Annotated in this window: 21 protein-coding genes; 5 read left to right on the forward strand and 16 right to left on the reverse strand. The window is 47.7% G+C overall.

Translation table 11 applies throughout. The annotated features are described in order from the left end of the window. Window positions 1-59: 59 nt before the first annotated feature. The 16 genes from JRI46_02430 to JRI46_02505 all read right to left on the reverse strand — a co-directional run bounded on the left by JRI46_02430 (window position 60) and on the right by JRI46_02505 (window position 18696). Window positions 60-1826, reverse strand: a complete 1767-nt coding sequence (locus JRI46_02430; protein ID MBW2038443.1) for an FAD-dependent oxidoreductase — start codon at window positions 1824-1826, stop codon at window positions 60-62. Between the two features lie 6 nt (window positions 1827-1832). Further along, window positions 1833-3908 (reverse strand): hydrogenase iron-sulfur subunit, encoded by a 2076-nt coding sequence (locus JRI46_02435; GenBank protein ID MBW2038444.1) that lies wholly within the window; start codon window positions 3906-3908, stop codon window positions 1833-1835. Next, complete coding sequence (locus JRI46_02440) at window positions 3901-5268, reverse strand: CoB--CoM heterodisulfide reductase iron-sulfur subunit A family protein (GenBank protein ID MBW2038445.1); 1368 nt, start codon at window positions 5266-5268, stop codon at window positions 3901-3903. The genes JRI46_02435 and JRI46_02440 overlap by 8 nt, the downstream gene beginning before the upstream one ends. 37 nt (window positions 5269-5305) lie before the next feature. Then, window positions 5306-5518: a 4Fe-4S dicluster domain-containing protein gene (locus JRI46_02445; protein ID MBW2038446.1), complete on the reverse strand. Its 213-nt coding sequence runs from the start codon at window positions 5516-5518 to the stop codon at window positions 5306-5308. A gap of 94 nt (window positions 5519-5612) precedes the next feature. After that, the gene (locus tag JRI46_02450; protein MBW2038447.1) at window positions 5613-6812 is read right to left on the reverse strand and encodes an acetyl-CoA acetyltransferase; all 1200 of its coding nucleotides are present in this window, start codon (window positions 6810-6812) and stop codon (window positions 5613-5615) included. 28 nt (window positions 6813-6840) lie between these two features. After that, complete coding sequence (locus JRI46_02455; GenBank protein ID MBW2038448.1) at window positions 6841-8259, reverse strand: OB-fold domain-containing protein; 1419 nt, start codon at window positions 8257-8259, stop codon at window positions 6841-6843. Window positions 8260-8322: 63 nt separating this feature from the next. After that, a complete protein-coding gene (locus tag JRI46_02460) occupies window positions 8323-10347 on the reverse strand; it encodes an enoyl-CoA hydratase/isomerase family protein (protein ID MBW2038449.1) in 2025 nt (674 codons plus the stop codon). Window positions 10348-10406: 59 nt separating this feature from the next. Next, complete coding sequence (locus tag JRI46_02465; protein ID MBW2038450.1) at window positions 10407-11408, reverse strand: electron transfer flavoprotein subunit alpha/FixB family protein; 1002 nt, start codon at window positions 11406-11408, stop codon at window positions 10407-10409. Between the two features lie 21 nt (window positions 11409-11429). Beyond that, window positions 11430-12230, reverse strand: a complete 801-nt coding sequence (locus JRI46_02470; protein MBW2038451.1) for an electron transfer flavoprotein subunit beta/FixA family protein — start codon at window positions 12228-12230, stop codon at window positions 11430-11432. 287 nt (window positions 12231-12517) lie between these two features. Next, window positions 12518-13807, reverse strand: coding sequence for an FAD-dependent oxidoreductase (locus tag JRI46_02475; GenBank protein MBW2038452.1), 1290 nt, complete (start codon window positions 13805-13807; stop codon window positions 12518-12520). Window positions 13808-13825: 18 nt separating this feature from the next. Continuing rightward, window positions 13826-14980 (reverse strand): acyl-CoA dehydrogenase family protein, encoded by a 1155-nt coding sequence (locus JRI46_02480; GenBank protein MBW2038453.1) that lies wholly within the window; start codon window positions 14978-14980, stop codon window positions 13826-13828. A 4-nt stretch (window positions 14981-14984) separates the two neighbouring features. Beyond that, complete coding sequence (mce, locus tag JRI46_02485; protein MBW2038454.1) at window positions 14985-15380, reverse strand: methylmalonyl-CoA epimerase; 396 nt, start codon at window positions 15378-15380, stop codon at window positions 14985-14987. Between the two features lie 125 nt (window positions 15381-15505). Continuing rightward, on the reverse strand, window positions 15506-15925 hold the full coding sequence (locus tag JRI46_02490) for a VOC family protein (protein ID MBW2038455.1): 420 nt from the start codon (window positions 15923-15925) through the stop codon (window positions 15506-15508). Window positions 15926-15944: 19 nt separating this feature from the next. Then, window positions 15945-16151: a ferredoxin gene (locus tag JRI46_02495; GenBank protein MBW2038456.1), complete on the reverse strand. Its 207-nt coding sequence runs from the start codon at window positions 16149-16151 to the stop codon at window positions 15945-15947. Window positions 16152-16166: 15 nt separating this feature from the next. Continuing rightward, window positions 16167-16700 (reverse strand): L-2-amino-thiazoline-4-carboxylic acid hydrolase, encoded by a 534-nt coding sequence (locus JRI46_02500; GenBank protein ID MBW2038457.1) that lies wholly within the window; start codon window positions 16698-16700, stop codon window positions 16167-16169. A gap of 13 nt (window positions 16701-16713) precedes the next feature. Further along, a complete protein-coding gene (locus JRI46_02505) occupies window positions 16714-18696 on the reverse strand; it encodes an FAD-dependent oxidoreductase (protein ID MBW2038458.1) in 1983 nt (660 codons plus the stop codon). A 398-nt stretch (window positions 18697-19094) separates the two neighbouring features. On the opposite strand from JRI46_02505, the gene JRI46_02510 reads away from it, so the two are divergent. The 5 genes from JRI46_02510 to JRI46_02530 all read left to right on the forward strand — a co-directional run bounded on the left by JRI46_02510 (window position 19095) and on the right by JRI46_02530 (window position 24683). Next, complete coding sequence (locus tag JRI46_02510; protein MBW2038459.1) at window positions 19095-20234, forward strand: acyl-CoA dehydrogenase family protein; 1140 nt, start codon at window positions 19095-19097, stop codon at window positions 20232-20234. 241 nt (window positions 20235-20475) lie between these two features. Beyond that, a complete protein-coding gene (locus JRI46_02515) occupies window positions 20476-21519 on the forward strand; it encodes a TRAP transporter substrate-binding protein (GenBank protein MBW2038460.1) in 1044 nt (347 codons plus the stop codon). Between the two features lie 68 nt (window positions 21520-21587). After that, window positions 21588-22082 carry a TRAP transporter small permease subunit gene (locus JRI46_02520; protein ID MBW2038461.1) on the forward strand — a complete coding sequence of 165 codons (495 nt, stop codon included), beginning with the start codon at window positions 21588-21590 and terminating at the stop codon, window positions 22080-22082. After that, on the forward strand, window positions 22079-23383 hold the full coding sequence (locus JRI46_02525) for a TRAP transporter large permease (protein MBW2038462.1): 1305 nt from the start codon (window positions 22079-22081) through the stop codon (window positions 23381-23383). Before JRI46_02520 ends, JRI46_02525 begins: the two co-directional genes overlap by 4 nt. 100 nt (window positions 23384-23483) lie before the next feature. After that, a complete protein-coding gene (locus JRI46_02530; GenBank protein MBW2038463.1) occupies window positions 23484-24683 on the forward strand; it encodes a CoA transferase in 1200 nt (399 codons plus the stop codon). Window positions 24684-24689: the final 6 nt, after the last annotated feature.

The raw sequence follows: 24689 nt of genomic DNA on the forward strand, positions 1-24689 counted from the left end.
AACAAGGGATCTTCCACCTGGAATGGTAAACTTTTGAGACCGAGATAAGGGGGTAACCATTACAACTTATGATGTTGACTAATAGCCAATTCCAAATCACATTGCAGACAGCGTTTTGCTTCCCTGATTGCTTGCTCTTCACCAAGGCAGAGGTCAACTTCGGCAAAGTTCGTGTGTCGTTCTTCAACAGGGAGTTTCGGTACGTCCTCTCGCTTCAGGTCCGCAAATCCTCTGTCCCTTCTTCCTGTTGCAGGTTCTTCAGGCGGCATTTCCACGAAGGTCTCGTCTATATTACCGTCTCCGCCTAAAAATTTATCAATAGAGCTGGCAGCCCTTCGGCCAGCGGCAATTGCATCTATAATGGTACCAGGGGCCTTAGTTACATCACCACCGGCAAAGACACCGCGCATGTCTGTTTCCTGTGTATCTTGGTCAACCACAATCAGACCCTTATCAACCTTCAACAACCCTTGAATATCAACAAAAGAAAGATCCGCGGTTTGACCTATGGCCAGTATAACCTGATCAACCTCCACTATCTCTTTGGTGGCACTGTCAAAGCTGGGGCAAAAATTACCCTCGCTGTCAAAGACCGAGGTGCATCGGACCAGCTCTATTCCTGAAACCTTCCCATTTGTTCCCATTATTCTTGAAGGACCCCAGGAAGGCATCAATTTGACCCCTTCTTCGACGGCCTGTTCGATTTCCCACGGGTTGGCTGGCATCTCTTCCCTGCTTTCCAGGCAAGCCATTGTTACTTCTTTGGCCCCAAGACGTAATGTGGTGAGTGATACATCAATGGCCACATTACCCCCTCCAACCACCAGTACCCTGTCTTTAACCGGAACCTCTTTCCCTTCTCTTACGTCACACAGAAAATCGACACCCCAGAAAACGTCATTCAGATCTGCCCCTTCCAGGTCTATCTTTCGACTTCCCTGAGCCCCGACTGCTAGAAACACGGCTTCATACCCATCTGATTTTAACTGGTTTAAATCAAAATCTCTGCCCAATTTCGTTTCTGGTTGCAATTGAATTCCGAGATCAAATATCTGCTTGATTTCCTTCTCGACAATTTCCTGGGGTAAACGGTAGGCCGGGATGCCATAACGCATCATTCCACCTGGTTCTGATCGTTCTTCAAAAACAGTGACCTGATGGCCCTTCTTTCTCAGATAAAACGCCGCTGTCAAACCGGCAGGACCGGCCCCAACGATGGCCACCTTATGGCCAGTATCCTTTTCTATCCTTGATACCTGCTCTGGTACACCGTCTTGGTTATCCGCCACATAACGCTTGAGCGCGCATATTGCAATGGGCTGGTTGAAGACATCCACGCGCCTACATGCATCTTCACACGGATGGGTGCAGGCACGACCCAAGATACCTGGAAACGGGACCTTTTCCCGAATCAAGGCATAGGCCTCATTAATCCTTCCCTCCGCAATGAGCCTCAAGTAGCCGGGTATATTTAAATTCACTGGACAGGCAAGCACACAAGGGATTCCCTCTGGGACCCATTCCGGAGAAGACAACTGGCGCAGGATCCGTATAATGTCCAGGATTTCAATACCGTTGGGGCACGCCTCTTCACACCTGCCACACGTGGTGCAAAACCACGGCAGAGGGGAGTCAGCAACTTCATTTATTAAATCAAGCTCTATGTGTCTTATAATACGACGGATATTGAAGCCATCTACACCGGTCAACGGGCACGCAGAGCTACAACGCCCGCACTGTTCGCAGGCCCTAAACATCGATACATCATAAATTTTGTCTCCTAGAGCGATCTTGCTTGTCTCCGTCTCTGTTGTTGCTAATTCCATGGCCCTTCACACAAGGTTAAGTTGTTTGTGCATCTCTCTCATCGTATTTGCGAACTTCGGCCCATCTGCTGCTGAACACCATATGACCCAAAGTCTATCCGGATCATATCCTTCCTTAAGCAACTTCTTCTTGAGCCGTTCCATCCGTGTTTCGGCTTTATAATTACCGACAATGTAATGGCATGTTGGAAATTCGCATCCTCCTACTAAGACCCCGGCGGCCCCGAGTTCAAAGGCACGAAGCACAAATTTAGAAGCAACTCGTGCTGAACACATGACCCTTATCAATCGTGCATTAGGCGGATATTGAAGCCTGCTGACGCCGGCCATATCCACTGCGCCCAAAAAGCACCAGTGACAAACGAAACCAATGATTTTTTCCTCAGGCTTTTCCTCCAGGGCAGCTTCTATCTGGGCATAGATCTGCTCGTCCGAGAAATGGATAATAGTTATGGCATTTGTGGGACAGTCTGCCGCACACAGACCACATCCCTTACACAACGCCTTGATCACATTGGGTTTATCATCCATCCACTGTATAGCGTTATAAGGGCAATTTTCAATGCAGAGGCCGCACTTCTTCCTGCTTTGACTACCAGTGCACTTATTTAGGTCTATCTCTGCAACAATTCCTTCCGCCTCAATGTACCCTCTCTTCATAGGAATAGAGGCCCTCATTGCTGCTCCCATTGCTTCTTCACAGGCCTCTTTCACATTTTTTGGAGATCGGGCACCCCCACAGAGAAAGACACCATCAGCAGGAAAATCTAGCGGACCCAGCTTGATATGCGCCTCTTGGAAGAATCCCTCTGCATTTGCAGATACCTTCAAATGACCTTTAATCTGCTCTATACTGCTGTCTCCTTCAAAACCAGTAGTTAACACAAGCAAATCAGCTGGGATGGTAAATTCTCTGCCGAGGAGGACGTCGTAGACCTTCACTGCTAACTGGCCATTATTCTTTGATACCTCTGGATAATGGTCATCAGGAAACCGTATGAACTTGACGCCCGCGCGTTTCGCTTTTTCGACGAGCCCCCGTTCCTCTTTTACCATGCATAGGTCCCTATACAAGATGTGAACATTAGCACTGCCCTTCAGCTCCTTTAACCCAAGGGCATTCTTAACCGAGACCTCACACCCGATATTACAACAGCCACGGGACTCATTCATGGAATTGACGCAGTTGATTACTACTACGTCATTTACGTTATCGATCTTTTTCTCTTTCAGCATCCCCTCCAGTTGCAGCTGCGTTACCGCGCGCGGGTCATCACCGTAGCCATATTGACCCACGGGCTCTATCTCTTGCATTCCGGTCGCTACAATGATTGTAGAGGCGTCGAATATCTCGCTCGATCCATTGGATTTCACCGTAACTTTGTAGTTTCCGATATAGCCCTCAACGTTTTCTATCTCAGCATTCGTATAGACTTTGATATTAGGGTGATTGTAGACGGGCTCCGCTCGAGCCTTAACCAAATCATCCGCATCAATCTCCGTGCCATCATTCCAAATGCGCCATACTTTGTTGGGAAGACCCCCAAGTTGCGGTTCCCTCTCCACGATTTTCACGTTAAAGCCTTGATCAGCCAGACTCAGCGCAGCAGTCATGCCAGCCATTCCACCGCCGATTACCAAGGAATCTGTTTTGACAGGGAGTCTAATTTCTTCTCCTTCTTCAAGGAGTCTGACCTTGGCCACACCCATCTTTACGAGATCTTTTGCCTTTTCCGTAGCCCTTAGGGGGTCTGCCCTATGAACCCAGGAAACCTGTTCCCTGATACTTACGAATTCAAGTAGATAGGGGTTTACTCCTGCCTCCTTTACCGTCCTTCTGAAAAGGGGTTCATGGGTCCTTGGCGTACAGGACGCAATAACCACCCTATTGAGATTATGTTCCTTTATGCATTCCTGCATATGAGCTAAGTAGTCCACAGAACATGACCACTTCCCCTCTTCAGCAAAGACAACATCTTTGAGTCCCGCGGCATACTCCACCACCGCGGGCACATTCACAACACCAGCAATGTTTGAACCACAATCACAGACAAATACACCAACCCTGATATCCTCACTCATTTGACTCCCTCTGATTATTTCTCGATGCTGCTTTCAGGCTCGCTGCTGACGCCTGGACGACCGATTCGGAGATATCGATTGGACCTGTGGCACCGCCACACAGATAGATCCCTTCGGCATTGGTCTCCAAAGGCGCCAGTAAGGAGTCTTTTTCTTTAAAGAAACCGTATTCGTCTAGCTCAATCCCCAGCACTTTTGTCAGCCTTTTATTCCGGTCGCTCGGCACAAGGCCCATCGACAGAACCAGTAGCTCTACCTCCTCTTCCCCAATCTTACCTGTATCCAGATTCTCGTATCTCACCGTCAAATTCTTGGTCTCGGGATCTTCAAACACATCAAAAGGCCTCGCCTTTACATAGCGTACTCCGTTCTCGATGGCTTTCTGATAGAAGGCCCAGAACCCTTTACCATAGGCCTTTAGATCGTTATAGAAGATCACCGTCTCCACAGAGCGATCGTGTTCCTTCGTAATGATCGTCTGCTTGGCAGCAATCATACAACATACCTTTGAACAGTATGGCAGTCCCTCTTTAAGCCCGCGACCAACACATTGGATCCAGGCGATCTTCTTCGCATGTTTCTTATCTGATGGCCTGATAATCTCTCCCGCTGTGGGACCACCTGCATTCATTAATCGTTCAAACTGAATATTGGTGATTACATTCTCGTAAATATCGTAGCCATACACCCCTGTATCTGGCTCCGCGGGCCTTATGCCCGTAGCTACAATAATGCTTTTTACATCAACGTCCATGCGCTTATCAGCCTGCCAGAGCACCACTGCATCTTTTCCTTCTTTCTTACACGCCAGGACACAAAGGGCAATAGGGCATTCGCGACACTGGCTGCAGTCTACAACACACCCCCCTACACAAGCACCTTGCTCCCGCATCTTTCCATAACGGCACTGTGGGTCAATGACACTGACATTTGGTACAGCTTGTGGAAAGGCCATGTAGATCAACTTCCTCATTCCACCGATTTTTCCATCCAGTTCATCAAGAACACTGACTGGACAGGCCTCTACGCATGCTCCGCAGCCAGTGCATTTTTCTTCGTCAATAAATTTGGCCTTCTTCAGCAATCGAACCTTGAAGGTACCATTGCTCTTATTAATCCTTCGAACTTCAGTATTGGTGAGGATCTCTATATTGGGATGATTGTCAACCTCATACATCAGGGGAGATTCAATGCATATGGAGCAGTCATTTGTAGGGAAGGTCTTGTCCAGCCTTGCCATCATCCCACCGATGCTGGGTGTATCATCAAGCAGATAGACCTTACAACCATAATCGGCAGCATTTAAGGCAGCGTTGATACCAGCAATGCCTCCACCGATTATTAGAATTGAGTCAGACATATGTATTACCTCTACACTTTCAGATTTCGTTGAGAGATTATATTTCGGTTATAATGATAGCTTCTTTTTCACAAATTGCTCTGCATGTGTCACACCCTAAGCAATTTTGGGGACTTACAGGGATTGGTTTGCCATCTCGGGCCTCAAAAACATCTACTGGACAACATTCTATGCATTGACCACATCCATTGCATCTTTTAGCGTCAACCTTTATTAGAAAGACCTCATATTCCTTCTCTTGTCTAGTCATAAGACCCTTTTTCCTTGCCTGAATTTTAGGTAATTATCCCCGGGCTTTTCCTCTGTTATGCAACCAAAGGAAGGAGCTTAAGGTGCTGGAGTTCCTATTCTGGCAGTCCAAAGATAGTCACTGCACTGACATGGATACCGACATTACCCCCTACATTATGGATGAGGCCAAGCCTGGGATTCTTCACCTGCCTTTCAGGATTGTCAACCTTTCCCTGTAGTTGTTTGTAGATTTCGTAGGTCATTCGAAGTCCACTTGCCGAGAGGGGATGACCAAAACACTTCAAGCCACCATCCGTGTTAATTGGTTGTTCACCTTTAAGAAGGAATCTACCAGCCATAACATCTTCTGGGGCCTTACCCCGAGGACTGAATTCCAAATCCTCAATGGTTATAAGCTCAGTAGAGCTGAAACAATCATGGAGCTCTGCAATACTTATCTCTTCACGAGGGTTCGTTATCTCCGCCTCTTGATAGGCAGCCTTAGCAGCAGCTACATTTTCTGGAATATGGACAAAATCAAATTCAGGGTGCATTGTCGATTGAGCAGCACCGGTTGCCAATGCCTGGGCCTTCACCAGAATGTAATCCTTTCTCAGGGTCTTGGCTATTTCGGGCGTCGTTACAATGGCAGCGGCTCCGCCATCACTCATACCGCAGGCATCGTATAAGGTAAATGGCCAGGAAATGATGCGTGCCGTAAGCACGTCCTCAATGGTTATCTTCCTGTGCAGGTGAGCCTTGGGGGTTAACAATCCATTATCGTGGTTTTTTACATCGATTATAGCCAATACTCGCTTGAAGCCTTCAAAATCCCACTTATAATAGTCGCGATAGTGGTAAAAATACCTGGTTGCATATTGGCCAAACTGACTTGCCGGAGGTATGTCCCACTCTGTCATCCCCCTGTCCAATGGCTCCTGGATGAAGAGACCAAAGCCACCATGATGATCCTTGGTCTTCTCCACACCGCAGGCCAAGACGAGATCATAAACACCTGAGGCTACCCCGAGGCATGCATTTCTCAGGACATCCTGTCCTCCACAGCAGAAGTTTTCGACCCTGGTTATCGGTAAGTAGTTTGTCTTCAAGGCTCGGGCCAAGTGTGCACCAGTAAACCCTGACTCACGGCTCGCATACCAGGCCGCCTGGATATCCTTGGGGTCTATGCCAGCGTCCTCAAATGCCTCATAGCAGGAGTCTACGGTGAGATCCTCAATACTCTTATCCCATAGCTCCCCAAATTTGGTGCAACCCATCCCGACTATGGCCACTTTGTCCTTAATACCTTCCATAATTGTCACTCCTTGCTTTTTTGTTCCCTTAGGCCCTCAAGGGCTTGGCTTCCCAGAAGTAAAGATAGACACCTTCTCTGAGTGCTATCTCTTCCCACAACGTATACCTCCGGAAGGTCATTTCTACCGGCAGACCAACTTCAACTCTGTCCACATCCACTTCAGTCATGTAGCACTGGATTCTACCGCCCCCCTCAAAATCCACCTCTACGGTCACTGTAGGGACCTCAGCCCGGGGAGTTATATAATCCAGGGTGTAGGTAAATATTTTTCCTTTCTTACCCACGAAGCTATATGGTTCCATCTGATCCTTGGCATAACAGTGGGTACATACCCTCTGGGGTGGATATTGGATATATCCACAGGCATTACATCGGGAACCATGGAGACTAATGTTCCGATCATACTCCCTTTTCGCTGCCACAGCCGAATAGGCTGCAACAGGTCCTGGCGTCTTCTCTATAGGCAATATCCCACGCCACCTCAGATATTTTAAATAGTCAGTCATCACCCTTTTGGAGGCCAGGTTCCCGTTTAACCCTAAGCCCTGCCCTCTAATCTTGTCGATATTCTCAGTTACTCTGCAGGCAAAGGCATCAGCCCCGTTCCCATAACTGGCGAGCAGAATCAGGTCATCAACTTTCGCTTCCTCAAGGGTTGCCACCAATAACATTAACGCTGAGGCAGCACCAGTGTTGCCCATAATGTCAATCAACGGGTTCTGTAACTGTGCTTTGATATCAAACCCCAGACCACGTGCTAATTGAGTACTTCTTCTGCCATCAGGACTATAAAAAACAACCTTAGCAAAATCAGAAGGTTTGTAATGAAACTTTTCCATTAGCCCAGCAACTGCCTGATGCATAGAGGGTAGGTAACCCTGTTCTATGGCAAATCTGTCTTCCCAGGTGTGCACGAAGCGATCAGCGTCACTCCGCCATACGTCAATTATTTCATTGTAGACCGAGTAGGTGCCCTCCATGGTGACAGCAACATCTGTATCGCCAATGAGTAGGGCAGCCGCGCCATCACCAAAGTTTCTCTCTAAGGCTGAGCCCGGGGGTCCTAGCCGACAGTCAGCAGCACTTACAAGGACATTCTTGGCTGAACCCGCCTTAACTGCATCGATGCCTGCCTTAAAGGCCGCTGTTCCTGCCCTCAGTGAACTACCAAATTCAGCGGCATATACATTCTCTTTGAGGTCAGAGGCCATAGCGATCGTTGTAGCACCTAAATGTTCCTTGTACAGCGAGGTAGTAGTGCCGAAATAGAGGGAATCAACCATCTCTCTATCTTTCCCCTTAAGACAATTGTTAATGGCCTCCACGGCCATGGTTATGCTGTCTTCATCGAAGTTACAGATAGCCTTCTCGCCTTTCCCACCTATGACCTTCTTGTCCAACCGAAATAACGGGACATAAGTACCATACGCAGTAACGCCAACCAATTTCTCTTCCTCCCTTCTTACCCGTAACCCTTCCGGGCACTAAGATTTAGCCTTACTTCAGGTTTACTTTTTGTACACTGGCTGTCTTTTCTCAAGGAAGGCGGATATCCCTTCTTTGGCAGCATCAGTGCAAGCAATTTCACCAAAGCCTTGATAGCCAATCTCCAGGGCGTCAGTGAAACGATCGGCAGCGGCCCCCTCTTTAATTATCTTCACTATTATCGAAATGGCCTCCTTGCTCAAAGGCAGCTTGCCAGACATTGGCTGTTCCGGAACTTTCACATCAGGTATATCGACCCTGTCGTCTGGAATCCGCTTGACCTTACCCTGGAGATTATTGACCTCTTTTACCGCCTCTTGGATCATGTCAAAATAGTTATTTGTCAGCCTTGTCACCATACCAATATCTGCCGCCTCTTTTGCATCAATCGGTTTGGCTAAACAAAGCATTTCATGGAAGGCATCTGCTCCCCCAGGCCACTTTCGATAAGGAACAATACATCCGCCGATGCCAGGCGAAATTCCAAGGGTAATCTCTGGAAATTGGAACCTTGCATTCTTAACGGCTACCATACTGTGACAGCGAAGTGCCACCTCTAAGCCTCCACCGAGGGCCAAACCATTGATAGCTGCAACCACTGGTTTATCCATCTGATCCATAAACAATTGTAACTTTGCACAATCACGGGCATATTGGGCTGATGCTTCCTTGTCGCCAAGCATCTGCGGAAACTTGCCGATGTCTGCTCCCGCTGAGAAGGCAGTGAGGCCATATCCCGTGATCACAAACCCTTTAGTTCCTGGATCATCTAAATATTCTTTCAGGACTTTTAAGATCTCGTCATTTACGTCATCACTGATGGCGTTCATCGCCTGTGGACGACGGATAGTGATAATCTTGACCCCGTCTATGTCGTCTACCACTACAAAACGCCTGAAATCTTGATATTCAGAGTAGGTCTTCTGCGGCCCAGGGAAACCTGGTCTTTCCGCCCCAAACTTTCTTATGATCCGGTCAACTTCCGCCTCACCCAGATCTCTCATGGTATCCATAGGCCCCTTGCGGAAGCCCAAGGCCACTTGGCAACCAAAGTTAAGGTCCTCCAAAATGCCTATCCCACGATCGATGATATCAAAGGATTGAGAGAAGAGAACTCCCAACAGACGGTCCCGAACAGTATTTCTTGCATCCTCTGGCACCTCTATTTTGGTCCCGGGTCCCGGGGTTTGCCACTCTTTTACTGAGAGTAAAATCGGTGCCGGTCGATAATGTTCCCCCTCTTCCATCTGGAGCGTGTTGGTTTCGAAAACAATTGGGTTGCCGTTCGCCAGGTTCAGGACAAAGAATGGCCCTGCAGCGACAAATTCTTCAGCTACATGATCAATCTCGCTGGCAGATGCAATATCCAGGAGGTAAGCTGCGTCATTGCACCAGTTATCGAAGACCCGATCCAGCATAAAACAGATGGCATTGTCAGTGACGATGGGGGCCTTGCCTGTGGTGGCAAACATCCACAAGAGATAATCTACCACTTCTTGACTTACCTTTTCCCATGTGATGACTTCTACCGGAAGGCTTCGCCATGCCGGCGCAAAGAAGTGGGTGATGGTAGCTCGTTGAGGTTTCTTCATTTTCAAGAAGATTCGGTCAGCAGGTATGGAACTCGTGTTAGAGGTGATAATGGTATCCTCATTCACGAAGTCTTCTATCTGCGCAAAGATCTTCTGCTTGAGCGGGATGTTTTCAGTCGCAGCCTCAATAACCAAGTCCGCATTCCTGATTTCGGAATAGTTGGTCGTATAGACGATATTTCTAAGGACCTTTTCGGCCTGATCTTCTTTCATCTTTCGTCTCTCGACCGCTTTTTTTGCATATCCCGTAAGGCGGCCCTCTGCCTTCTTTAAAGGTTCTTCCACGATATCTACCAGGAAAAGTTTAATCTCTGGCAATGCTGTCTTGAGGTAATAACCAATATCGGGACCAATAGTTCCGGCACCAACTATGGCCACTTCCCCAGGAAGGGGACGCTCAGGTTTGATTAATAAAGGGTTAAGGGCTGAGGGATACAGCTTCGTTTTGTAATCCATATATTCCTCCTCATTGCAGCCTCAAATGTCTTGTCTGTAACAGAAAACATATTCTACATTTAAATAGCCAGTAAAGCCCTGCATTTCTCAATCAATGGGGGTAGAGCCTTCCTATAATCGCCAACAACCCCGAAATCGGCTTCCTTGAATATATGAGCCTCGGGGTCCTTGTTTATCGCTACAATGCACTTTGAGCCTGAGCAACCGGCAAGGTGCTGCAGGGCACCAGAAATGCCGACAGCAATATAGAGGTCTGGGCTCACCATGTGACCAGTTTGTCCAATTTCCAGGCTGATTGGCATCCACCCCTCATCACAGGGGACTCTGCTTACCCCTACGGTGCCGCCGAGAACCTGTGCCAGCTCTTGCAGTAGCTGGAAGCCTTCGCTGCCACCAATCCCCCCACCCCCGGTCACAATAACCTTAGCTTCTTCAAGCCTTATCCCTTTGATCTCCTCTTTAACCGTCTCCACGAGTTTACCCTTAATCATTGAGTCGTCCACACCAGTGCTAACGGGTACAATCTCACCTTTCCGTGAGGTATCTGGCTCAGCCGGCTCTCCTACCCGTGGTCTCAGGGTGACTACTTGAGGCTGATAATCTTCGGAAACCCACACCGCCATTGCGTTTCCCCCATAAACTGGCTTGGTTTGAACCAGTAGCCTGGTCTCCTGGTCTATTGCCACCTCAACGCAATCCATGCAGACGGTGGTTCCCAGCTTGGCAGCTACTCTGGGGGCAATGTCACGCCCCATATCAGTCTGACCCAGGAGAATGATTGAGGGGGCTATTCGCTTGCCAACATCAACGATCATAGCAGTATAGTGCTCAGGATGTGATTCAGCAAACGGAGTACCATCAGCGGTATAGACCTTGTCAGCACCGAGGAAGACAGCCTCTTTGGCTGCCTCATCGATATCCCGCCCGATAAGGAGAACACTCAGTGGCTGGTTGAGGTCATCGCTGAGCCTCCTGCCGGTAGTCATTAGTTCTTTGGTGATGGTGGTAATCCTCCCATCCACCACCTCACCACAGATTAATATGCCTTGATACTCTGCCATGGTCTTCTCCTTGGTAATAGTCTATATCACTCCTGCTTCCCTTAATCTGGTGGCGAGTCTTGCCGATGCCTCCTCTGTGGTTTCCTCCTCAATAATCTCACATTTCCTCTCCCGCACTGGAATGAAAAGCTTGACCAGTTTTCTTCGTGCTGCGCTAGCTCCAACTTGGGATGGGTCAGCACCGATATCAGCAGCATTCCACACTGGGACTTCTTTTCGCGCTGCCGATATAATCCCCCACCCCGATGGCAGTCGAGGTTGACCAACCTGATTGCTTACTGTTACCAGTGCTGGCGTAGGAACGGCAAATACCTGATAGCCGTCAAGGGTTACCCGCTTTACCCTTAGTTCCCCATCAACAGCATCTACTGCTTCAGCCAGTGTTACCAGGGGCAAACCCAGTTTCTCAGCAATTATTGAGCCAACTACACCCTCATCCCAATCAGCAGCCTGCCTGCCGCATAGTATGAGGTCATAATCTCCCACTTTTTGTATCGCCTTGGTCAGGATGTAGGCCGCAGAGAAACTATCTGAGCCCTCAAATGCCTCATCAGCCAAAACAGTACCTTCATCAGCACCCATCGATAGGGCATGCTTGACAATACTGGCAGCGGCAGGGCTGCCAAGAGTTAATACTGTTATTTTGCCTTTGTGTTTCTCCTTCAGCCTTAGCGCCAGTTCAACTGCCTGCTCATCATAGGGGTTTATCACTGGCGGTATTCCTTCTGGGGGTATAACTCGCTTGGACTCAGAATCCAGTCTAAATTTTGCCGGCGGTATCTCAGGGTCCAGTATTTGTTTAATACAAACTATGGTATTCATCTCTGTCCCTTTCTATCCATATTGGTAACATATACCAAATCCCCCTCTGGGGAGATTCCACTCTACAGCTCCCTTATCACATACAATCTGGCAACTACCACATTCCAGACAACCCTCGTGGGAATAGGTAATGTGCCCCTCAGTTAGCTTAAAGCAGCTAGCTGGACAGGCATACAAACAGTAATGTTCATTACATGTCTTACAAATATCCTCGTGTATGTTGATGTGAACATCTCTATCAATATCGTATTTGTTAACTGCTAGTTTATCCTCTACGCTCATAGGTTTCATATGGCCCCTTTTCCCCTTATCAGGTCACAAGCTATCTGCCCAAATGCGACCCTCCCTTTCATCGCCCCCCGCAATAACTGCCAGGTCTTCTTTCTCGGCTTGCCATCATTAGTAAAAATCCTCTCAGCTAAATTACAGGCTAGCTCAGGATAGGAACTGTAGATTCGAGGATTAGCTAAAAAATGGTGGGCCTTCCTGTACGTTTTCAGGTCCTTGAGGACGAAGTTCTGTTCTAATAATTCTCGATAGTGGGAAAGGGTCTTCGCAGAAAAATCGCCTTTCTTTTTAGCCCTTATCGCTGTCTCAGCTGCAGAAATACCTGAAGCAACGGCAAAATTGGCTCCCTCCAGTATTAAACCTGTACCGACAACGAAAGAGGCTGCATCACCAGCTACAAGAAACCCGTCTGTATATAAAGTAGGCATCATATCTACCCCAGAAACGGGTATCAGATGTGCTGAGTATTCTACAAGTTTACCATCGGCAAGAAAGTTTGCTACTGTTGGGTGTTCCTTGAATTCATTGAGCAGGTCGTTAGCCTCAATCTTATTCTCAATGAGTGCACTTAGCTGAACTACAATCCCTACTGATAGGCTTTCTTTATTTGTATAAATAAAGGCACCGCCAGGCAATCCCTTAGTACAGGAACCGATAAACTCCCAGGCTAGGCCCTCGTCGCCCTTTAGGTTGAAACGTTGCTCAATAGTTTCACGGGGTAGCTCGATTACCTCTTTTACTCCCTGCTTTATATCATATGGTAAAATCTTTCCCCTGAGCCCAGCTTCCTGAGCCAGGATAGAATTCACTCCGTCACAGGCAACCACAACATCGGCTGGTAACTCATCGCCTCCTGCCTTTATGCCTACAATCTGATTTCCGTCACGAAGAAGGCCATCGGCTTGAAGTCCCGTAGCAACGATTGCTCCTGCCTGCTCAACCTTAGTAGCAAACCAACGGTCAAATTTGGAGCGCAACAGGGTGAAACCATTATACGGAGGTTGGCCAAATTTCTCTGTGGTAAATTCAGCGGATAGACAGGCGTCTTGAGTGAGTGATGAAAACTTATGGTGAGCAACGTACCTCTCTATGGGTGCTTCTTCCCAGAAATTAGGTAGCAGTTTACCCATACTCGGGCCATAGAAAGCCCCACCCCACATATTCTTTGCCCCGGCAAATTTCCCCCTCTCCACCACCAATACTTCTAAGCCAGCCTTTGTTAATGTGTAACCACAGGCGCAACCTGCCGGGCCTGCCCCAACTACTATGGCATCAAACCTTTGTTCCATATTTATACTCAGTATCTACTAAGTAAAAGCAGCCATCTCCAAAAGCTGCTGCCCGATGGTCAACTGGTGTATTTGAGCGGTGCCGCCAAGTATAGTAGCTGTGATTGCATCTTGGTAGTGATGCCCTACCGGATAGTCGTCAAAAGTGCCGAAGGAGCCGTGAATCTTAACTGCCTGTGATGTCACCCAAAGAGCAGTCTCAGTAGAAAAATACTTGGCATAGGACATCTCTTTAATATGCCTAACCCCTCGGCTCTTCATATCAGCCACACGATAGGTAAGCCATCTAGCTGCCTCAATCTTGGTCGCCATATCGGCAATTATCCCCTGTATCAACTGGTGACCACCGATAGGCTTGCCAAACTGGATTCGCCCCTTGGCATACTTTATAGAGGCATCAAGGCAACTCTGGGCTATACCAACACAACCAGCAGCTAGGAACAGACGAGCAGTATCAATGCCTCGCAGGGCATCCCTTAAGGCGCGCCCAGGCTCGCTAATTTGGTTCTCTAAGGGAAGTTCCATATCGGTGAATCGGATGTTGCCCTCACTACCACCTCGCCAACTTATTCTCCCCTTCTGTGGTGTACTAGAAAAGCCTGGTGTGCCTCTCTCTACAATAAAGCTAACAAGCCCCCTAATACCCTTAGTTTTATCTGTCTGGGCGATAAATAAGACTACATCAGCTATTTCGCCATTGGTAATAAAGGTTTTGGTACCATTGATGACCCAGTGATCATCCTTGCGAACAGCAGTAGTCTCAATCATTGACGAATCACTACCGGCATTGGGCTCAACTACAGCCCCGGACAGGACCAAATCACCGCTACACACTGGGGGCAGGTATTTCTGCTTCTGCTCCTCGCTGCCGGCGTCGAGAAGATTGGTTCCTGGTTGAATGGCACCACTGGTGGCCGCCTGGGTTACTGCCAAACTAGCCCAGCAGAGCTGCTCCCAGATAATAGCTGAGGTAACATAATCCAGCCCCAAGCCCCCATACTCCTGGGGCATATGGGGAGCCAGTAGCCCCTGTGAACCCATCTTTTTGATAATCCCCTTATCGAATCTCTCTTGACGCTCGTTTTCTTTGAGCGTGGGTAAAATCTCCTGCTCGGCGAACTTCCGGGCCATATCCCGAAACATCAACTGTTCCTCAGTTAGCTCGAAATCCATATCCTCATTCCTTTTCCACCAACTCAACAAGGATGCCATGAGTCCCTCGGGGGTGAAGGAAGACACTCATTCCCTCAGCACCTGGTCTCGGTTCACCCAGAACTTCCATCCCCTTGGCCTTAAGTGAGTCAACTTCGGCGTTGATATCATCCACCTCATAACAAATGTGGTGGATACCCTCGCCGCGCTTTGCCAGGAATTTCGCCATAACCCCCGCGTTTCCGATAGGCTGCAACAGCTCAATTATAATGTTACCCGCCTCAATCATGCTCACCTGATTCATTCCATCACCACTGATAATGGGGTCAGACGATTCAAGCCCAAAGACCGAGCGATAGTAATCCCTCGCTTCTTGGAGGTCTTTCACCGCCACACCCAGGTGACTAATTCCTTTTATCATCTGTCGTCTCCCATGTGATAAAATTTCTTTTTTTGAGGGTATTAGTAACCTCGCCTATGATAGTGGTATAGGCTTCAACTGCTTCCACCAGGGGAGGGATTACTGAGGCACATCTCGCCCCGAAACTATTTTTTGAATTCTTCCCACTTATAATCTATCAATTCAAGCAGCACGCCGTTTACCGCCTTGGGGTGAATGAAGGCGAATTCACAATCCCTGAAGGGTCTGGCACCACCGATAAAGGGATAACCTTTTGCTTTCAATTCATCCATGGCCTCGCGGGTATTGTCTACATTGAAGCTGACTATCATGATACCTTCACCCCTCTTCTCAACGAACTTGGCCACATCTCCATCTGGAGCGGTTGATTCCATCAGCTCAAAGCCCACTTCTCCCAACCAATATCGAGCCACTCTGATCTTCTCTGGTTCATCCACATAGGCATCATCAGGTTCCGATTTCCCCAAAATGGGTTCCCACTTCTTCCGGGCCTCCTCCAAATTTTTCACGGCGACGCATATATGATCTATCTTGTTAATCTTCATCTTTACCCCCACACAGTTGTTAAAAGGTTACAGATTCAAGAGGAATGGAGATAGCATGGTCCGGGCATATGTAGCCACACTCATTGCAGTCTTCACACAAAAACTCAGTGACCACAATTCTATCATCCTGAACCCTGATAGCCTCATCCGGACACACCTCTACGCAGAGAGGTTGAGTTATCCCTCCACACTTTGTGCATTTTTGCGGATCTACCTGAGCAGCCATATGACCTCCTCCTAATTATTTATCTTCTGGTTTGTATAATCTCCGGACACACACACCATCTCCCTTTGGGATGGCCTTTTGCGTCTCTATCTTCAAATTTGTACCCAAGAAGGCGTTTACTTCTTCAAGAAATGCTTGAAGATATCTGTCGCAGCCTAAAAGATCCTCTTTCATAGAAGCACCGTATTCTTTGGCTGAGGTAGGCCAGGGACATCTTTCCCATATTATAAAGATTTCACTAGGGCTTTTGCCCTTTTCGATCTTTACCACGGCCCCATTGGTTGTCCATAATCCTTGATAGGCCCTAGCAACATTCATCATTAAGCCCTCTTCGCCTTTGAGCAAATTCATGCGTGGGAGATATGATTTACCTGTGTCTTTACCAATGATCTCCCAGGCCTTAACAGCGATATCAAGAGGGTTTGCATCAGGACCAGCAACCTCAATCGCTGCCTGTCGCATTTGATAGAATGTTCTCCTGGTTGCCCCCTGTGCACCTTGCAATGCCCTCCACAAGCTACTTATTTCTTTTTCTGGGTCAAGTGCCATTTTCAACCTCCTTTTAGATCCGAATACCTATTCTGTAACCATCATGAACCGCACTTGATAGATTTCGAGGTACCAGTGCGTCACCGATTACAAAAAGTTCAATACCATTTTCCTGAACTACATCTTTCAAGACAGTGTTTGCCTCTCTCTCTGAACAGACTACAGTGTCTGCCTTCACCGGAATCCTATAACCATCGTAAGTTATAACAGTCACACCATCATCTGTAATTTCTTCAATATCGCAATCGTTATAAGTTGCTACCTTATTTTGCCTTAAGTAGCCAACATATCGCCATAAAAAGGAGGGATTAATATCCTTTCCAAGCTTTTTTTCTTTTCCTACGATGGTCACCTTTTTCCCCTGTTTGGCCAAGAACAGGGCCACTCCGATCCCCGGCTTCATGTTTCCCCAGACAACAACATTATCACCAACCTGGGCTGTTCCATTCAGGACATCCAGTACCGTGACAACATTTTCTCGATCAAAACCAGGGGCAGTACCCTTAACATACTGAGGGCCAGTTGCCAGGACAACAGTGTCTGGCATCTCCTCTTCTATTAACTCTTCGGTAACTTCTGTGCCTAAATGGAAATTTACTCCTGCCTTTTCACATTGAGCCTTGTGAAAATTTATTACTCCATAGAGCTCATCATCTCCATAGGGCGCCTTGGATGCCTCGATAATAGTTCCGCCCAATTCCTCTCTCTTATCGTACACATGGACCTCATGACCTCTTTGGGCTGCCACCCAGGCACACTCAAGACCTGCCGGCCCAGCACCGACAATTATAATATTCTTTTCCATCTCTGCTGGTTTGACCTGATACTTTGGATCCCATTCGTGGGCACAAACAGGGTTAATATAGCAGGTCATGGGGGCATCGCGGAAAAGCCTTGCCAGACAGAGATTGCATGCAACACAAGGTCTTATCTCGTCCTCTGTTCCTTCCAGGACCTTTTTGGGCATAAGTGGGTCAGCAATCATCGGTCGGCACATCTCCCAGATATCCAGTTTGCCCTCTTCAATAGCTTTATTGGGTAGCTCCGGGATAAAGAGCCTATACGCCATCATGACAGGAATTTTGAGGTGTTGTTTGGCACGCTCAGCCAAATGGAGCCAGTTACCCTGGGGAATGTCTCTGCTGATCACGGGGTAGATCGATTCTTGCCAACCAAGGGTAACACTCATGTAGTCTACTCCTGCCTCCTCTGCCATTTCATAGGTGATCATCGATTCTTCAGGTGTATTTCCACCCACATCATCTAAGAGCTCATCAGAACAGAGCCTGATACCAACGGGTACATTATCGCCGCATACCTTTTTCACCTCTTGGATGCATTCCACAACAAACCTCATCCTTCCCCGTATATCCCCACCATACTCGTCTGTGCGCCTATTGGTATAGCTGGATAGGAAGTTGGAAAGAAGATAACCCACAATCCCGGAAATCTCAACGATGTCAAATCCCGCTTTGAGCAGTCTCTCGGTGGCCTCAGCATGTTCCTTAAGACACTGTTTAATGTCTGCCTTGGTCATCTCTTGGACAGGCCTAAAAATCCTCAATCGTTGGGGAACAGCCGAGGGCCCTTGGCAATATTCCGTCTCAATCGCTCCGACTCGTCCACAGTGCATCAACTGGCAGGCAGCTATTGCCTTTTCTTCATGAATGACATCGGCAAGCCTTTTTAAGCCAGGTATGAATTTGTCATCCCAGGCTGCAGCCTGACCAACGTATCCCTGACCTTGTCGGCCCTTATCCATATATACACCCTGCATAGTGCATATACCACCGACAACTCCTTTAGCCCTTTCCCGTAAGTAGGCTACGCCTGCATCGGTAACAAAACCGTCTCTGCCGTTTAAATTATCCTCAGTAGCAGCATATTTTATCCGGTTTGGGATGGTTAGCTTACCGATCTGAATCGGCTTAAACAGATGGGGGTAGTTTTTGTACCCTGGGTATTTGGTATAATCCCACTTAACTTCGGTCCCCATTTTTAACCTCCTCAAATTTTCTTTTTATACCAGTATATTATAAACTGTGAGGACTTAATTGTGAACAATTTTACAATTACGAGCGTTTTTGTCAAGCACCTTTTACACAGACCCCTTGGAAAAGACCGAGGAGTAATCTGTTTTTTGTCAAGTGCTGTTTTGTTGATTGCAAGAAATTGTTGATAAAATAAGATCATATTGTATACTGTATACAATATTGACTTTTAAAAATCAAGATCTTTTTTGATGCCTATGGAGTAGACAGGTTTAAGGTGATTATGTTATTTAGGGAATGTTGGTGAAAATCGTTGGGAGACGAATTCATATGGAGTCCATTCTTCCCTGTTATCGTTTTGGTCAAGTCTTCAAGTAATACTAAAAGAGTATCTGATATCATGATGCTAACACGAGAACATCAATTCTTCAGAGAAGAGATATCTAAGTTTGTGGCAAAAAGGATCGCTCCTCTTGCCGCAGAGATAGACAGCAGGGATGAGTTTCCCATAGAACTCTTCAAGGAGGTGGGGAGATTGGGTTATTTCGGCATCAGATATCCTGAGGAATACGGTGGAGTAAATGCCGACGCCATCACATTTTCGATCTTTGCCGAAGAGCTAGCCAAAGGGTCCCTGGCCTTCGCAGCCTTGTGCATGATGCAATCTTTGATGGGTACTGATTTCCTTTATCGCTTCGGAACTCGGGAGATAAAGGAGCGATTGTTCAAGCCGGCATTGAGGGGGGAGAAGATTGGAATCATTGCCTTTACAGAGCCTAACTGCGGTTCTGATCTGGCATCTACCGAGACTACGGCTAGAAGGGAAGGTGATCTCTACATTCTCAATGGTGCAAAGACGTGGATCACAAATGCTCCTTTCGCTGATTTCTTTACGGTAGTGGCCACTACAGACAGGAGCCTGGGATTGAAGGGCCTGAACTTCTTTTTGGTCGAAAGGGGGACAGACGGCTTCTCTGTGGGGAAGAAGATAGAAAAGATGGGGGCCCTCGGCGCCTGGGTAGGTGAGATTGCCTTTGATGGTTGTAGGATCCCGCGGGATTATCTCTTGGGCGAGGAGGAGAACAAAGGGGTGATATATCTGGGCTGGATATTGAACGAAATAAGGATCATGATGGGATCCCTTGCCCTTGGTCTTGGCAAGGCTGCCCTGGAGGCGTCTATACGATATGCAAAGGAAAGGCAGGCCTTTGGCAGGCCAATAGGGAAGTACCAGTTGATACAGGAAAAGATCTCCCGAATGGCCACAGAGCTGGAGGCCTCCAGGTGGTTGTTGCATAGGGCGTGTACCCTGAAGGATGAGGGCCTTCCCTATGCTACGGAGGCAATGATGGCCAAGGTCCATGCAGTGGAAGCAGCCATTATGATAGTCGATGAGGCGAGGAGGATCCATGGGGCCTACGGATATTCTCGAGAGTATCCAGTAGAGAGGATGTTCAGGGACGCAGGGTTCCTCCTATATGGTGGTGGCACCCAGGAGATCCTTAGGCTGAATATCGCTAGGGAGATTATGAGGAGGATGTGATTTTGAGATTGCAGTCCCTCTTTTCCGAGGGCCAAGGAAAAAACGCTTGACAAAAGAGTTCCTTAAGTTGAATAATTGGCATGGTTGTATACAATTTTGTTCTTATATATAGTTTTTAACTAGCTTAAATTAAAGAATAATTTAAAATCTTATTAAGGAGGTGAAATTATGTAGAGGAAAGGTGAGGGGGTAAGTTTAGGTTAGGGAAACGGGGTAAACAATCTTTTAAGGAGGTGTGATGATGAAAGGGAAAAGATTTTTCAGTGGAGCAGTGGTATTGTTGGGGGTTCTGGCACTGTTATCCATCAGCATAGTATCTCCCCCATCTGCAAGCGCTGGGGTGATAAAACTCAGTTATGCCAACTTCCCACCTGCACCTACCTTCCCCTGCGTCCAGATGGAGCGGTGGGCAAAGGAGGTGGAGAAGCGTACCGATGGTAAGGTCAAGATCGACACATACCCTGGGGGGACCTTGCTCGGTGCCAAGAATATGATGGATGGTGTGATCGCAGGCACTGCCGATATCGGCTGCCTCTGCATGGCCTATCAGCCAGGTCGCTTTATCGTAACGAATGCGACTGCCCTTCCCGTTGGCTTTCCTAATGCCACGGTAGCCAGCCTTACATTATGGGATATTTACAATAAGTATCAACCGAAGGAATTTGCCGATGTGAAGGTCCTGACCATGTTTACCTGCGCGCCTTCCAACATCATGTCCAAAAAACCGGTACGAACTTTGAGCGATATCAAAGGCATGAGCCTGCGAGCTTCAGGTGGCGCTGCCCAGATTCTCAAGGCATGGGGAGCGAACCAGGTAGGGATGCCCCAGTCAGAATGTCCCGAAGCGCTACGAAAGGGCGTGGTTCAGGGGTTGTTTTCTTCTCTTGAGGTCCTTATGGACTTCAAATATGCTGAGATCTGCCGGTATGTGACAGTAACCAATACGGTTATTTACCCCTTTGCTGTGGTGATGAATAAGAAAAAGTGGAACTCCTTGCCTGCCGATGTAAAAAAGGTCATGGAAGATCTAGGAAGGGAACAGGCCGAGTGGACAGGCAAATACATGGATGATCATGTCAACAAGTCCATTGCCTGGTCGAAAAAGACCTATGATATTGAAGTATATATCCTTCCGAAAAAAGAGATGGCCAAGTGGAATAAATTGCTGGAACCGATATCGGATAAATGGGTCAAAGACGCTGCAGCAAAAGGCATTCCGGCAAAGAAGATCTTAAAAGACATAAAGAAGCTGAATAAAAAATACAGCAAAAAATACGGAGGCTAGTCCTGCAGTATCCGGCAGAGGGGTTTGTGTGCCCCTCTGCCGGCAGAGACGGGGTACAGGAAGGGGCAATGGTTAACTATCTGGAAAAGATAAGCACATTCCTGAATCAACTGCTTCTTTGGGTTGGTGGTATCACCTTGGTAGGAATGATACTTCTGACATGCTCCAATATATTTCTCCGTGTTGTTTGGATCCCTATCAGGGGCACTTTTGAGCTTATGGGTTTTTTTGGTGCCATCGTTGCTGGCTTTGCCCTGGGCTATACTCAAATTAAGCGGGGTCATATTGCAGTGGATATCTTGGTGAATCAATTTCCCCAAAAGACCCAGGCAATTTTAAACAGTATCAACTATTTTATCTGCATGATTTTCTTTGCTATTGCTGCCTGGCAGATTGCGAAGTGGGCTACAATCCTCTGGAGGACAGGAGAAATAACCGAAACGCTGAGAATCATCTATTTCCCCTTTACCTATGGGCTTGCTTTGGGATGCGCTGTTCTCTCCTTGGTGTTGTTGACCGATCTATTGAAGTCGTTCATGCAGGATAAGGATCTGAATACGTGAGCTTAGCTGTTATCGGAACAATTGGAATAGTCATCCTTCTCCTTGCCTTATTCTTTCTGGGAATGCCTGTTGGTTTTGCCATGGCAGTGGTGGGCTTCTGCGGGTTTTGGTATGTGGTTTCGTTTGAAGCAGCTCTCGGCGTGGTAAGTACTGACTTGTGGACTACATTTTCCAAATATGGTCTGACTGTAATCCCCCTTTTCATCTTTATGGGTGAGATTGCCTTCTATTCTGGCGTAAATGAAAAGTTGTATAATACAGCCTATAAATGGATAGGACAGGTTCGCGGGGGTATTGCCATGGCTACGGTGATGGCATGTGCCGGTTTTGCCGCTATCTGTGGTTCTAATGCAGCGACAGCGGCTACCATGACCGCGGTAGCTCTTCCCGAGATGAAAAAATATCAATATAAACCAATGCTGAGTACTGGCGCTATTGCCTGTGGGTCCACCCTTGGTGTTGTTATTCCTCCCAGTGTAGTCCTTATTGTTATAGGTCTATACACTGGGCAGTCTATAGCTAAGCTTTTCTATGGTGGGGTTTCGGCCGGTATTATACTGGCTATCCTTTTTATGATAACCATTTATATTTTGTGCTCGGTAAATGCCGAGTGGGGGCCTGCCGGCCCTAAAACAAGCTTTAAGGAGAAGCTGATATCCCTTCCAGGCGCCTTAGAGATGCTCATTCTATTCCTACTCGTTATGGTCGGTCTTTATTTTGGTTTCTTTACCCCCACAGAAGCCGGGGCTGCAGGTTCTTTTATGGCGCTCATTATTGTTCTTGCGGAGCGGAGACTGAGTTGGAGAGGGTTTGTTGCCTCGGTTGTGGATACCTTGCGAATATCATGTATGGTCATTGTTATCGTTACTGGTGCAGTTATCTTTGGAAGATTTCTGGCGGTAACCAGGATTCCCTTTGACATTGCAACCTGGGTTACCGCACTCCCTGTACCCAACATGATGATTATGGCGATTATTTTTTTTATTTATATGATAGGCGGCGCGGTTATGGATGCCCTTGCCCTACTTATGATTACTATCCCGATCTTTTACCCTGTGGCCTTAGAACTCGGCTATGACCCTATATGGTTTAGCGTGACCATAACTGTCGTAACGACTATGGGCGCAGTAACACCGCCGGTGGGGGCGACGACCTACGTGGTTGGCGGGATGGCCAAGGACGTTCCTCTAGCAAGCGTCTTCAGAGGAGTAACCTACTTTTTACCAGCGTATGTTGTGTGTGTTATAATATTGATGATGGTTCCCCAGGTCGCAACATTTTTACCCAGCCTTATAAAATAGGAGATCGAGGAGGACTAGGGAAAGACCACAAGGGAGGATCGGCATAAAGATCATAAAAATTGTATACAGTATGCAAACTTTGTTTTGTGAGGGTTAGAAGATGAAAGAGGAAAAACTTTTTGCAGGTATCACAGTCTTGAGTTTAGAGCAGGCCACTGTGCTTCCTTATCTGACTTATCGTCTGGCACAGGATGGGATGAAGGTGATTCGGCTGGAACATCCTGTATATGGCGACCCCAACAGGAAGGTTGGGGAGGACAGGCTGGGAGATCCTTTGCTGAGGACCTATTTCTTGCCCATAAATTCTGGCAAGAAGGCCATCACCCTCAATTTAGGGGTGCCAGAAGGAAGAGAGTTATTGTATCGCCTGATCGAGCAATTAAATGTGGCCATATTCGCCACCAACCAACTCCCCAGAAACTATCAAAAGCTCGGCATAGACTATGAGACCCTGTGTGGGGTTAAAAAGGATATCATCTGGTTTGGTGTGACTGGATTCGGTCCTGATAGCAATGAGGCCGCCTATGAGCCTATCCTGGAGGCGAGGGGGGGGTTGATGGAGATGACCGGGGAGAAGGGTGGTACCCCGATGGTCTTGGGGGTCCCACTTTCTGATATGGGAAGCAGCGAACATGGATATGGCCTTATTATGAAGGCCCTTTATAGACGCCAACTCACAGGGGAGGGGACGCGCATAGACCTCGCCATGTTTGAGAGCACCGTCTCTTGGCTGACAGTCCCCATTACCCTTACCAAATCGTTCGGCAAAGAGATCACCCGCCGGGGGAATACCCACGAGTTCTTCGCCCCGGTTTCGGTATATGAGAGCAAAGATGGATATGTGTATATCGCGGTTGGCAACGATCGCCAATGGGAAGACTTTACGAAGATACCTGGCTTTGAATCTTTGAGCAAAGAGGAATATAAGACCAATGCCGGCCGTATTGCCGATGTACAGGACCTCAACAGACAAATAAACGAGATCACCAAGCAATTTTCCACTGAGGAGCTCATCGATATCTTCAATCAACGGACCATCCCGGTCTCCAAGATCAACACCATTGAAGAAGTCATCCAAGACCCGCTGGTGGCGAGGAGATTGCTCATCACCAAGGACCCCAAGACAGGGACCGAGATCACCCTCCCTCCTCCTCCCTATATGACACCTTACTTGCAGTCCATAAATAGGACCTTATCTTTCCCCCCCCGTTTCGGGGAGCACAATGAAGAGATCTACGGAAAGACGCTGGGCATGGGCCCTGAGGAGATTGCGGGGTTGAAGGAAAAGGGAATAATCTAGGCAAAG

This window comes from Deltaproteobacteria bacterium (assembly GCA_019308925.1).
Taxonomy (GTDB): domain Bacteria; phylum Desulfobacterota; class B13-G15; order B13-G15; family RBG-16-54-18; genus JAFDHG01.